The organism is Sphingopyxis sp. GW821-FHT02C12 (genome assembly GCF_059421785.1).
Genome location: NZ_JBWKVQ010000001.1, coordinates 836828 through 849721 on the forward strand (window position 1 = coordinate 836828; position 12894 = coordinate 849721).

Genomic DNA, 12894 nt, shown 5'->3' on the forward strand with positions numbered 1-12894 from the left:
ACGGCATCTTGCTGATTTGCATCCCCGATATCCTGACTGGCGACCAGCTGAACAAGCTGGTCGCCATGATGGACAGGCAGCGCTTCATCGACGGACGCGAAACCGCCGGCTGGGCTGCGTCGGGGGTGAAGGAAAACAAGCAGGTCGCGGGCGATTCGAAGGACTATGCCGCAATGCAGGCGGCGGTCACCGAAGCGCTGGCGGCCAATCGCTTTTTCGCGATGGCGGCGATGCCGCGCACGATGCGGCCGGTGCTGTTCAGCCGCTATACCGAGGGCATGGGTTACGGCCCGCACGTCGACAACGCCCTGATGGGCGAAGCGCCGCAGACGCGCATCGATCTCGCCTATACGCTCTTCCTCTCCGATCCCAACAGTTACGAGGGTGGCGAGCTGGAGATCGACGAGCCCGCCGGTACGCGATCGTTCAAGCTGCCCGCCGGGGCCGCGATCCTCTATCCCGCCAATTCGGTGCACCAGGTCGCCAAAGTCGTCTCAGGCCAGCGCGACGTCGCGGTCGGCTGGATCCAGAGCCTGGTGCGCGAGGCCGACAAGCGCCGCATATTGTTCGAGCTGGAAAATCTGCGCGCGACGATGTTCGCCGAGAGCGGCAAGAGCGCGGCGTTCGATACGCTGACGCGCAACACCAGCGACCTGTGGCGGATGTGGGCCGAAACCTGATCCCTACAGCATCGCCATGACCTGCCCCGCCGCGCGATGCGCCTCGTGCATCGCGTGCGCCATCGCCATTTCGCCGAGCAGTTCGGAGTGCGCGAAGACGATGCGCCCGTGCGGTTTGCGGATCACGTCCGAAGGCGGCGGCGCGCCGTCGCGGCCGAAGTAGAACCCCGGCTGCGGCGCGACATAGGCGTGGCCCCAGCGGTTGAGGATGATCCCGGCGATGTCGCGCTTCGCGTCGAAACCCGCGGCGGCGAAACCGGCGGTCAATTGCTCGCGCAGCTGGCGTTCGAAATCGGCATAGCTGGTCGCGAACAGCCGCGCGCGCGCCGCCGGCCCCTGCTGCGGACCGGGCAGATCGGGATGCAGGAAGGGGATGTAGAAGGTCAGCACCGTCGGGCTGTCGGGGGTGAAGGCCTGCGCCCCGCCCATATCGACATTGCGCCGGATCGATGTCTGCCAACCGAGCGCATCGAACCAGCGCGTGTTGGTGAAGCCGAGCTTGTCGAAAAAGCGCCAGTTGCGGAGCGCGACATTGGCGACCATCACCGGCCCATATTGGAATTCGCCATAGGCCTTGCGGTGATCGTTCGGCATGTCGGAAACGATATTGCGGTTCACCCAGCCGCCCGACGCCATGACGACCGCCCTGGCACGAACGCGGCGAACCTTGCCATCGCGCACATAGCTGACGATCGCATGATCGGCCTTGGCCGGATCGCCCGGATGGCGCACGTCGATCGCGGTCGAGCCCGAGCGGATGCGGATCTTGTTGCCCGCGCGGTCGAGCTTCGCGGGGTCGATCGTGCCGCCGACCGGGGCCAGCGGCCCTTGTTCCTGCGTCCGGATCGCACCGGGAATCATCCGTTGCAGCATGATCCGCATGAAGGCGGTGTTGCCGCCCGGAAAGGAGACGAGGCCGATGTCGGACGAGGAAATCACCTTGTCCTTGATCGTCGTGCCGGGCAGCCGCAACCGGTGCGCCGCGAAGGCCGAAATGCCGCTGCCGCAGACGCCGTAATTGCCGACCGCGATGCCGGGATCGATATAATTGCGGACCTCGGTGCCATAGCCGAGCTTGTCGAGCAGCTGGTAATAGGTGAGCGTATCGAGCCAGGCTTCCGGATTCGCCACCCCTGACAGGACATCGCGGCGGTCGGCGACGAAATCGTCGAGCTGCTTCTGCGCCGATCCCGGCCAGGGCGTCTTTGCAAAGCCATCGGTCGTCGGATTGGCGACCCAGCCGGTGCCCGGGAAATGATAGCCGGTGGCGTAAGCCTTTTCCCACGCCGGGGCCATCGGACCGAAATGATAGTCGGTCAGTTCATATTTCTCGGCGCCGCCGCCGAGCGGTTCGAGGTCATATTTCGTCGGCAGGCCGAACTCGCGATAATAGTCGGTGAAGATGTCATAAGTGCCTTCGCCAAAGCTGCCGCGCACATAATTGTCGTGCGGAACGATCGCGCCGTTCGATCCCTGCGGCGCGACCAGGCGGTGGCCATCGACGTCGAATTCATTCTGCTTCGCCTCGCCGCCGACCACCGGATGATTGTCGAGGAGCAGGCAGGTCGCGCCCTCGCCGGCGCGCTTTGAAAATTCATAGGCTGCGGTCATGCCGGAGAAGCCGCCGCCGACGATCACCAGATCGAAATCCTCGTCGATCGGCTTCGTCGCGGGATCGGGGTAAAGGCGATCGCGGATGCCGTGCGCGGCATCGACCACTGCCTGCGTATTGCCGTTCGACCAGGCATAGTCGCCGACCCCGCCATAGCCGGTCCAGGACGAACCCGAGGGCGCCCATGGGCCGTCGGCGGCGGCGCCCTGTCCGCCACCGCAACCCGCAACCAGCGCCGCGCCGCTCGCCACCATCGCGCCGTTGAAGAAATCGCGCCGCGTGATGCGGCTGCCCATGCCCAGCAATTCGTCCGACCTTTGTCCGCTCATCGTCTTGCCTCTCCTCGGCGTCACGTCCGCCCCAAGAAAAACGGCGGCCGGGGATGCCCCGGCCGCCGCCCCATGAAGACCTTGGCTATGCTCGGTTCAGAACCGGAAGCTCAGCGTCCCCTGCACCGTGCGCGGTTCGCCATTGGCGCACGACCCGAAGGCCGAGCAGCTCGGATAATAGACGTCGTCGAACAGGTTGATCGCGTTGAACTGCAGCGTCCAAGCCTTGTAGTCGAAGGCGACCAGCGCATCGACCAGCGTGTAGCTGGGCGTTTCGACGACGAAGGCGCCACCGAAGGGGTCCGACGTCTGCTTGCCCTGATAGCGCACACCGCCACCAAGGCGCATGTCGATGTCGCCGGTGAGTTCGACCGTCTTGGTGCCGAAGATGCTGGCGAGATATTTCGGGGTATCGTCGCGTTGACGCCCCTCACCCGAAAGCCGGACCTTGCCATAGGAGAAGGCCGCGGTGAGCGAAAAGTCGTCGGCGACATTGTGGTTGGCCTGAAACTCAACGCCCTTCGACTTGACCGAGCCGGTCTGGATCTGATTCAGCGGATTGGCCGGATCGGTGCGGAGCGCATTGTTTTCCTTCAGATCGTATAGCGACACGCGCAGCATCGTTGTGCGGAGCGGCTGCCACTTGATCCCGATTTCCTTCTGCTTACCCGACAGCGGCTGGTAGGTGCTACCGAACTGGTTGAGGCCCGAGATCGGCAGGAAGGATTCCGAATAGCTGATATAGGGCGCCAGCGTCGACGTGGCATTGATGGTCAAGCCGGCACGCTTGGTCGTCTTTTTGGTGATTTCCACCGGCTGACCAACATCCACCTTCGAGTAGCGGTCGCGCCGGATGCCGAGGACGAGCGACGCCACTTCACCGAAATCCACCTGGTCCTGCAGATAGAAGCCGGTCTGCTTCAGAATCTGGGTGTTGAAGAAGTTGAAGACCGGCGTGGGGGCGTTGCCATAAACCGGATTATAGACGTCGATCGCGCCGGCGTTCTCGATGAACGCCTGTCCCGATACCTGCTTGAAGTATGAATAGTCGACGCCGGCGAGCAGCTGGTGAGAGACCGGACCGGTGTCGAACTTGAACGCCACGCCATTGTCGGTGTTGAACGTCCGATATTTGATGTTGATCGCGAACAGGTTGCGCGGAACCATCGTGGTGCCGGGAAGGAAGGGGTCCAATGGGCCACCCGGGCTGAGATAGGTGGCCAGATAATATTCGGCCTGCTTGGTATTGGCCCAGGTATAGCGGCTCGAGCTGCGGAAGCTGAACGCATCCGAAAATTCGTGGGTCGCGAGCAGCGAGACCGCGGTATATTCCTTGTCACCGCGGTTGATTCCCGGCTCGCCGAAGAAACTCGAGTTCCGGATGCGCTGTCCCGGAAGCGCGAAAAGCGATCCGACGATCGGCATGACATTATAGTTCGGCGGGTTGTGATCTTCCTGATAGATGCCGATCGCGGTGATGTCGGTGCGGTCGCCCGGCCGCCAGGTCAGCGCGCCCTGCGCGACGATGCGGTCGTTGCGCGTGAAGTCCATGCGCGAGTCCGAATCGCGCACCACGCCGACGAAGCGCGCGGCGAGCGTATCGCTCAGCGGCCCGGTGACGTCGACGGTCGCTTCCTTGCGATCGAAGGTGCCATAGCTGACGCTGGCGCTGCCGCCGAAGTCGAACTGCGGACGCTTGCTCTGCATGTTGGTGAGGCCGCCCGAGCTGCCCGCGCCGTAGAGCACCGAGGCCGGGCCGACGAGGACCTCGACGCGTTCGAGCGTCGCGATTTCGGGGCGCGGCATATAGACGAAGCCATAGTTGCGCTTCAGCCCGTCGACATAGAGCACCGATTCAAAGCCGCGGACGATGTTGAAATCGCCGCGCGAATCGTCGCCGCCGTTGTAGACGCCCGCCGTGTACTTCAGCGCTTCGCGAATGTTCTGCGCACCGCGGTCCTGCATCTCCTCGACCGTCACGACCTCGATCGCCTGCGGAATGCGCAATATGGGGGTGTCGGTCTTGGTCGCCGTGGACGCGGTCGCGGTCACCACGATATCGGATTCATCGGTCGGTTCGGACTGGGCATAGGCCGGCTGCGCGCAGGCCAGCGCCAGCAATGACACCCCGAACGATCCCCGCATCACAGCCATACGATCTAGACAAACGCGCATCTTACGCCCCCTTTTCTTTCTGTCGGTCTAAGCCAAAAATTCCCCGGTCGTCTTGAATTTGTCACGCCAGTGTAGATCGCCTGAAATTCTGTGGTTGTCCGGATTCGGGTAAAAGCCGACTTTGATGGGTGGATTTTGCTTCCCGATACGCGCTTACCCGCGGCTAACTGCGGATAATGCGGCGGTCATCGCGACCCGAACGCCCCCGGAACCGGGTAGCACATATTGCCAGAAGGCAAGATTTTATCTCTATTTGTGATAATTCTAGTCTCTATATGGGAACAAAATCACCAAGGGAGAGAGACATGCTGCCGCTGTTGCAAGGGGTCCGGATCATCGAGGTCGGCGCGGTCGTGCTCGGCCCCTATGCCGGCCAGATCCTCGCCGACCTTGGCGCCGAGGTGATCAAGGTCGAAGCTCTCGAGGGCGACATCGCGCGCCACGCCCATCCCGCCGGTCCCGGCGGCGGCGCCCTGTTCCTCAACAACAACCGCAACAAACGGATGCTCGCGATCGACCTCAAGAAACCCGAAGGCAAAGCCGCTCTCGACCGGCTGATCGGCACCGCCGATGTTCTCTTCCACAATATGCGTGTCGATGCCGCCGAGCGGCTGGGACTGGGTTTCGATGCGGTCGCGGCGATCAACCCCGGCATCATCCATTGCGCCGCGATCGGTTTCGGGCAGCGCGGGCTCTATCGCGACCGCCCGGCGTTCGACGACATCATCCAGGCGGCAAGCGGGCTGGCGGGACTCGAAGCGGCGACCGGCGCCGATCCGCGCTTCGTGCCGACGGTGCTCGCCGACAAGGTCGCGGCGCTGCATGCCGTCTATGGCATCATGGCGGCGCTGGTCGCGCGCGCGAACGGGCGGAGCGGCGCGATCAAGGTCGAGGTTCCGATGTTCGAGGCGCTCGCCGCCTTCCTGCTCAACGAGCATCTCGCGGGCGCGACCTTCGCGACCGACGGCGAACCCGGCTATCCGCGCATCCTGTCGCCCAATCGCCGGCCGTTCCGCACGGCGGACGGCTGGATCGCGGTGCTGCCCTATACCGACCGGCAGTGGCGGTCCTTCCTGACCGAGGTCGGCCGCGACGAAGTCATCGCGCAGCCGTGGTTCGCCGACCCGCGCCAACGTCCCGCGCATATCGACACCCTCTATGCGATCGTCGCCGAGAGCCTGCCGGCGCGGACGACCGCCGCATGGCTCGACGCGCTTTCGGCGCGCGACATTCCCTGCTCGCGTGTCCCCGACCTGCCCGGCCTGCTCGACGACCCGCATCTGGCCGAGATCGGCTTTTTCGACGTGCCGGCGGACTATCCCGACGGCATCAGGCGCACGCTGCCGCAGCCAGTGCTGTTCGACGGCGTCGCGCCGCTTCCCGACGTCGCGCCGCGCGCGCTGGGCGCCGACAGCCGTGCGATCCTGCGCGAGGCGGGGCTCGACGAAGGCGAGATCGACACGCTCATCGACAGCGGCGTCGTCGGCGCGGCCTGATCAGCCGATACGGCGGCGGATGAAGGCGGCACCGTCGCGGATCGCACGGCGCGCGACCTCGGCGATCGACATCGCCTCCAGAAAGCTGTGCGTCGCCCCGGCATAGATGCGCGCCTCGGTATCGACCCCCGCGGCTTCGAGCCGCGCTTCCATCGCGATCGACTGCTCGGTCAGCAGGTCGCATTCGGGGATCACCAGCAGCACGGGCGGCAGGCCGGCGAGTTCGGCGTGGATCGGACAGGCGAAGGGATCTTGCGCGCCCGCCGCGCTGTCGACGAGATAATTGGCATAATAGCCCTGCGCCTCAGCGCGGTCCATGATCGACCCCGGCCCGCCGAAAAGTGCCTCGGCACGGTCGGAGACCGCGGGCGTGAAATAGCCATAGTTGGAAAGGATCGCACGGACGAGGCCGCCCTCGCCTCGCGCGCGCAGCCGCAGCGCGGTCGCGAAGCAGAGATTGGCGCCCGCCGAATCGCCGCCCATCGCGATCCGCGCCGGATCGATCCCCAGCGTCGCGCCATGCGCCACGAGCCCCAGCATCAGCGCCTCGATCCGGTCGAGCGCGACAGGATATTTATGTTCGGGCGACAGCGGATAATCGACGCCGATCACCACGAAGCCGCCCGCCGCGGCATATTCGCGCATCAGCCGGTCGTGCGTGTCGATCGAGAACAGGGTGAAGCCGCCGCCGTGGAGATAGACGAGCGCCGGCGCGGGCACCGCCACCCCTTCGGGCCGGTAGACGCGGACGCGCAATTCCCCCGCACCGGCGTCGAAGCGGCGTTCGAACGTCTCCGCCATGACCGGACCGCCCGCCGTCCAGTGCGCGCGCACCGCCTCCGACACCGCGCGCTGTTCGGGGAAGTCCAGCGTGTCGAACGGCGGATGCGCCGCCCAGCGCTGCTTCATGATCGCCAGAAATTCCGCGATTTCGGGGTCGATCATCATTTTACCGGCAGCCATTGCGCGTCCCTCTCAGCGTCGATGTAGGGCGACGCGGGCATCTTGCGCGCGGTCGGCCACAATTCGTCGAGCGTCGCGGCGTCGAACAATTGCCCGCCGCGCATCACCAGTTTGACCGACATCGTCTTGCGGATGTCGGTCAGCGGGTCTTCGTCGAACACCACGAGGTCGGCATATTTGCCCGGTTCGATGGTGCCCATGTCGGCAAGGCGCCCGATCGTCTCCGCCGCCCCCGCGGTCGCCGCGTGCAGCACCGCCATCGGCTTCATCCCGCCGAGCGCATGGCCCTCCATTTCGTAGTGAAAGCCGATCCCCGGCTCGTCGCCGTGCGATCCCATGCCGACCAGCGCGCCGCTTTCGGCGAGCTTGGCCGCATCGGCGGCCAGCGCGGGCATGCGCGACGCCGCGAGCGAACCCCAGGGCCGGAAACCGAGCTTGTGCGCGATCGCCGACGGCGACCAGAAATGTCGCACCTTGGGATCAAGCGCGGGATCGTGCATCGACACATAATAATGCCGCCCCGACGGACCGCTGGTGTTGATGAGCAGCGTCGCAACATAGCTGGTGCGCATGCGCTGATAGAGGCCGACGACATCCTCGCCGAACGGCGTGATCGGCAACGCATGTTCGTTGCCGGCATAGCCGTCGATGATCTGGGTCAGCATCAGCTTGGGATTATGGCTGCCCTCGGTCGTCGGGACGATGCCCTGTTCGCGCGCCGCCATCGCGATCCATTGCCGCACGGTTCGGCTCTCTCCGCGATATTGCTTGATGTTGCGCAGCCCCCAGGCGTCGCGATAACGGCGCAGCACGTCGCGCACCTGGTCGAGCGAGGTGAAGCGTTCCTTGGAGAAGAGCGCCGGGCCGGTCGAGCGGAGCCGCGGCCCGATCACCAGCCCCGCATCGATCAGGTCCTGATAGGCGATCTGGTCGATGCCCAGCGTCGAGGGGTCGAAGGAGGTCGTCACGCCGAAGGCAAGCCGCGCCGGCAGGTCCCATTCGTCGTAACCGATGACGTTGCGGCGCACCCCGCCGATATGGTCATGATCGTCGATGAAGCCCGGGACGACGGTCTTGCCGCCCAGTTCACGCTCGGGCGTGCCGCTCGGCACCGCAAAGCTGCCGCGCGGCCCGATCGCCACGATCCGGTCGCCGGTGATCAAGATGTCGGCATCCTCGACGATCTTGTCGCCGCCCGCCATCGTCAGCGCCCGCCCACCGCGCAGCAACAGGCTGCCCTTCGGCCGGGCGCGCGGCATTTCGGCGACGAGTTCGACATGTTTCGCGGGCGGGGCCGCCTTGGCGTCAGGCAGGACCTGCAAATAGTTGCCAACCGTCCAGATCAGGCTGCCGTCGGCGCGCCAGTCGAAGAAGTCGGCACCCATGCGCGTGACCTTCCGCCCCGTCGTGTCGGCGGCAGTCAGGTCGACCATCGCCTTGGGATCGGCGGGCATGGGCAGCACATACAGCTGTTCGCTCGTCTGCGCCGCGATCCATTGGCCGTCGGGACTGATCCGCAAGTCGTCGGCGTCGGCGAGCCGCTCGGTAAAATAATAATCCTGCGCCTTCACCGACGCGACGACACGCTGCGTACCGCGTGCCAGATCGACGGCGACCAGCCCGTCGCTGCCGAGCAGATAGGTCGTACCCGGTTCGCCGCGTACGAAATGCGGCCGCTGGCCGAGCGCGCCGCTGGTAACGACCCGCGCCGGCCCACCCGCCGCAGGCAATGCCACGAGGTCGGCGGGGCGCACCGTGCCGAATTCGAAGCTGGTCTGTTGCCGCGCCGCCGCCGGCGAGCGGACCGCGAGGATATTCGCACCATCGGGCGTGTAAGCCGGGTGGGTGTAAAAGGCCGAAACATCGCTGACCTTCACCGGCGCCCCCGACCCGTCGGCGGCGATGCTCCACACCGCACCGCCCGCGCGCTCGCTCCAGGTGACATAGGCGATGCGCGACCCGTCCGGACTCCAGCCCGGCAGCGAGGCGGGTTCGCCGCTGATCGGCAGGCGCAGCGCGTTGCCGCCATCGACCGGCTGGACATAGACGCTGCCGAGCGCGGCATAGGCGACGCGCTGGCCGTCGGGCGACGGCGACGTCCCCTGCAACAATTTGGCGCGCACCGGGCCGGTGTCTTCGCGAAAACCGATCCGGGTGCTCGGGCCGACCGCCAGCTTCAGCCGCGCGGTGAAGGGCACCGACGTCGCCGCCGCCCCGTCGATCGGCCGCCGCTCGATCCGCCCCTGCCAGGCGATCAGGATCGCCTGCCCATCAGGCGTGAAGGCATAGCGCGGGATCAGGTCGAGCGAGGCCGCGCCGTTCATCAGGTCGGCGGGCGCGGGGCCCAGATCGCGGTCGTCGCCGGTCGCGAGGTCGCGCAACCGCAGCCGCGTCTCCGCTAACCGCCGCGTCGCATAGGCGAGTTTGCTGCCGTCGGGCGAAATCGCCGGTCGGAAAAAAGTCTCCTTCCCCGCCTCGCGCCCGCCCGAATTGCCGACGACGGTCTGTTCGGCGCCGGTGGCCAGATCGCGGCGGACGATCGTCCATGCCACCGGTTCGGCAAAATCATTGTCACCGACGCGGCGAGCGAAATAGAGATATTTGCCGTCGCGCGACGCCGCGGCGCCAAGCGTGCTTTGCCAGGCATCGCGCGGTGCATCGGCGGACGGCTTGGCCGGCGCAACCAGTTCGCCCGGCCCGCCATCGACCGGATGGCGCCACAATTCATAGCGATCGATGCGGATACGGTAGCGGCTGACATAGATCGACTTTCCGTCGGCACTCCATTCGGGCGAGGTGCGCACCGCGCCCTCGTCTTCGTCGCTGATCCGCCGCGCGCCGCTGCCATCGGTGCGCGCGATCCAGACATTGTCGCCGCCCGAGCGATCGCTGACATAGGCGATCCATTGCCCGTCGGGCGAAAAGGTCGGCTGCACCTCGAACGCCATGCCCGTCGCGATCGGCACCGCCTTGCCGCCGGCAGCGGGCAACGCATAGATTTCGCCGAGCATGTCGAAGAGGATCGTCTTGCCGTCGGGCGAGATCGCCAGCGACATGAAGGTGCCGCTCGACACCTGATAGTCGAGCGTTCTTGCGGGCTTCATCGGCAGCGCGGTTTCGTCGGCGGCGAAGGTCGCCACCGGCATCGCCAGCGCCCATGCCGACACCAGTCCCCATATCGCGCGTTTCATATCGCTGCCCCCTTCAATATGGTTGCCATGTCTCGACCCGGAAGCTGTCGGGATGGTAGCGCGTCACTTCTTCGCCGCCATCCTTGCCGGGAAAATCGGTCGAGTCCGCATTGACCAGATAGAGACGGCCGGTGCGATGATCGATGTCCATCATGCGGGCGCCGAACGCGGTGCGGATCGTGGCGACGACACGCAGGCTGTCGGGCCCGTCGCGCTGGATGACCGTCATCGACCCTTCGTAATTGCTGCTGACGATCCGCTCGCGCTCTTCGTCATAGGCGAGCGCGTCGAGCCCCTTGCCGATCGTCACGCGCGACAGGATGGCGCCGCTTGCCGGGTCCATCAGGAACACCGAGGGTTTGTCGCCGCCGCACGCGCCGAGCAGGCGGTCGGTCGCGGCGAGATATTTCATCTTCGACACATTGCAGCCGACGTCCCAGCGCGCCTGCTCCTTGAGCGTCGCCGAATCGAGCCGGAGGACGAGGCCGTCGAGCCGGGCCGGCGCATAGAGATGGCCTTTGCCGTCGGCGGCGGGATCGTCCATCTTGCGAAAGGGAAAGCGCGTCGTCCGCAGTAGCTTGCCCGTCGCGGCGTCGAGGCTGAACCAGGTCGCCTCGCTGGGCCGGGTGCCGGTGATGATATGAAGCTGCCCCGTCGCGGGATCGAGCGAGCCGCTGTTGAGCCCGCCATCGCTGGCGAGCGGCGTCCGAGCGATGACTTTCAGCGTCTTGAGATCGAAGCTCAGCAGCGAACCGTCGGCCATCGCGACATAGCCGCGATTATATCGGGGAAGCAGGATCGGGCCGTTGGCACCGACCGAATTTTCGATCGTCGCGACGGCTTGCCCGCGATCGACGTCATAGACGGTCAGCCCGTCGTGCAGCCGCGCCATGAACAGCCGCGAGGTGCCGGGTTCGAACTTCACATAATCCCAGCCGGTATCGCCGCTCGGCAGGGTCACGCTGTTCGTCATCGCATAAGGCAGATCGGGCGCCGCCTCCTGCGCGAGGGCCGGGGCGCCGCACAACAGCGCGGCGGCCCAGAGAAGCGAGATCGGTTTCATCGGGAGAACTCCGGTTTCGAGGAATGGGTCAATGAAGATGGCCGTGCGCGCGCGGTTCGCGCATGCGCAGCGCGACGACGAACGCGACCGCGCAGACCGCCGAGACATACCAGGCGAAGACCTGTTCATGCCCCATCTGCTTGAGCGTCAGCGCGGCATATTCGGCGGTGCCGCCGAAAATCGCCGACGCGATCGCATGGCCGAGCCCGACGCCGAGGGCGCGAACATTGGCGGGGAACAGCTCGGCTTTGAACAGCCCCGAGACCGAGGTGTAGAAGCTCATGATCGCGAGCGCCGCGAATATCAGCAGCAGCGCGCTGCCCATCGTCTGCGCCTTGCCGATCGCACCGAGCAGCGGCACCGCGAACAGCGTCATCCCGCCGCTGAAGATCAGGAGGTTGGTTCGCCGCCCGATCCGGTCCGACAAGATGCCGAGCACCGGCTGGAGCAGCAGAAAGGCGAAGGTGACGATCAGCATCGTCCGGCTGGCGGTCGTCACGTCCATGCCCGCGGTGTTGACCAGATATTTCTGCATATAGGTGGTGAAGGTGTAGAGCGTCACCGCCCCCGCCGCGCTGAGCGCCACCACCGTCAGCATCGCGCGCGGATGCCGCATCAGCGTCCGCAGCGATCCCGCCTCCTCGCCCTTGCCCGCTGGTTCCGCCGTCTCGTGCATCGCATCGCGGAACAGGATGAACACCCCGGCCAGCACCGCCCCGAGGAAAAAGGGGATGCGCCAGCCCCATTCGCGGATCGCCGCGTCGCTCATCGCCGTCTGCAGCAGGAAGACCGTCAGCAGCGCGAACAATTGTCCGCCGATCAGCGTCACGAACTGGAACGAGGCGTAAAAGCCGCGCTTGCCCGGCTCGGCGATCTCGCTGAGATAGGTCGCCGCCGCGCCATATTGGCCGCCGGTCGAAAAGCCCTGCATCAATCGCGCCACCAGCAGCAGCGCGGGCGCCGCGGCGCCGATCGTCGCATAGGTCGGCAGGATCGCGACGAGCAGCGAGCCCGCGCCCATCAGCAGCACCGAGGCGATCATCGCGGCGCGGCGCCCGTGGCGGTCGGCATAGCGCCCGAAATACCAGCCCCCGAGCGGACGGATCAGGAACCCCGCCGCATAGATGGCGGCGACATTGATCAACTGCGCGGTGCGGTCGCCTTCGGGAAAGAAAGCAGAGGCGAAATAGAGCGCAGTGTAGGCATAGGCGTAAAAATCATACCATTCGATCAGATTGCCCGCCGACCCGGCCACCGCCGCGCGCGCGCGCGTCCGGCGATCGAGCGCGTCCGGCGCCGCCGGGCGCGGGGCGGGCGCGGCGTCGGGATCGGCCGTTACGCCGGCCAGGCCGGACCTATCGGACATCATCGTCTCCCTGCCGGCA

General features: G+C 66.0%; 8 protein-coding genes. 2 read left to right on the forward strand and 6 right to left on the reverse strand.

Features of this window, described 5'->3' with window-relative positions; all coding sequences use genetic code 11:
- Window positions 1–8: 8 nt before the first annotated feature.
- A complete protein-coding gene (locus tag AC07U1_RS03920; protein ID WP_495177360.1) occupies window positions 9–680 on the forward strand; it encodes a Fe2+-dependent dioxygenase in 672 nt (223 codons plus the stop codon).
- Window positions 681–683: 3 nt separating this feature from the next.
- Here AC07U1_RS03920 and AC07U1_RS03925 read toward each other — a convergent pair whose 3' ends face one another.
- Window positions 684–2621, reverse strand: coding sequence for an NAD(P)-binding protein (locus tag AC07U1_RS03925; RefSeq protein ID WP_495177359.1), 1938 nt, complete (start codon window positions 2619–2621; stop codon window positions 684–686).
- A gap of 96 nt (window positions 2622–2717) precedes the next feature.
- Complete coding sequence (locus AC07U1_RS03930; RefSeq protein WP_056344995.1) at window positions 2718–4775, reverse strand: TonB-dependent siderophore receptor; 2058 nt, start codon at window positions 4773–4775, stop codon at window positions 2718–2720.
- A gap of 326 nt (window positions 4776–5101) precedes the next feature.
- Here AC07U1_RS03930 and AC07U1_RS03935 point away from each other — a divergent pair, with 326 nt between their 5' ends.
- A complete protein-coding gene (locus AC07U1_RS03935) occupies window positions 5102–6292 on the forward strand; it encodes a CaiB/BaiF CoA transferase family protein (RefSeq protein WP_495177358.1) in 1191 nt (396 codons plus the stop codon).
- Here AC07U1_RS03935 and AC07U1_RS03940 read toward each other — a convergent pair whose 3' ends face one another.
- From AC07U1_RS03940 to AC07U1_RS03955, 4 genes are read right to left on the reverse strand one after another with little or no spacing between them, the layout of a single operon-like run.
- Entirely contained in the window at window positions 6293–7255 is a 963-nt protein-coding gene (locus tag AC07U1_RS03940; protein WP_495177357.1) for an alpha/beta hydrolase fold domain-containing protein, read from the reverse strand.
- Entirely contained in the window at window positions 7237–10446 is a 3210-nt protein-coding gene (locus tag AC07U1_RS03945; RefSeq protein WP_495177356.1) for an amidohydrolase family protein, read from the reverse strand. Before AC07U1_RS03945 ends, AC07U1_RS03940 begins: the two co-directional genes overlap by 19 nt.
- 13 nt (window positions 10447–10459) lie before the next feature.
- Window positions 10460–11509 carry a YncE family protein gene (locus AC07U1_RS03950; protein ID WP_495177355.1) on the reverse strand — a complete coding sequence of 350 codons (1050 nt, stop codon included), beginning with the start codon at window positions 11507–11509 and terminating at the stop codon, window positions 10460–10462.
- A 28-nt stretch (window positions 11510–11537) separates the two neighbouring features.
- Window positions 11538–12875, reverse strand: a complete 1338-nt coding sequence (locus AC07U1_RS03955; protein WP_495177354.1) for an MFS transporter — start codon at window positions 12873–12875, stop codon at window positions 11538–11540.
- Between the last annotated feature and the right edge of the window lie 19 nt (window positions 12876–12894).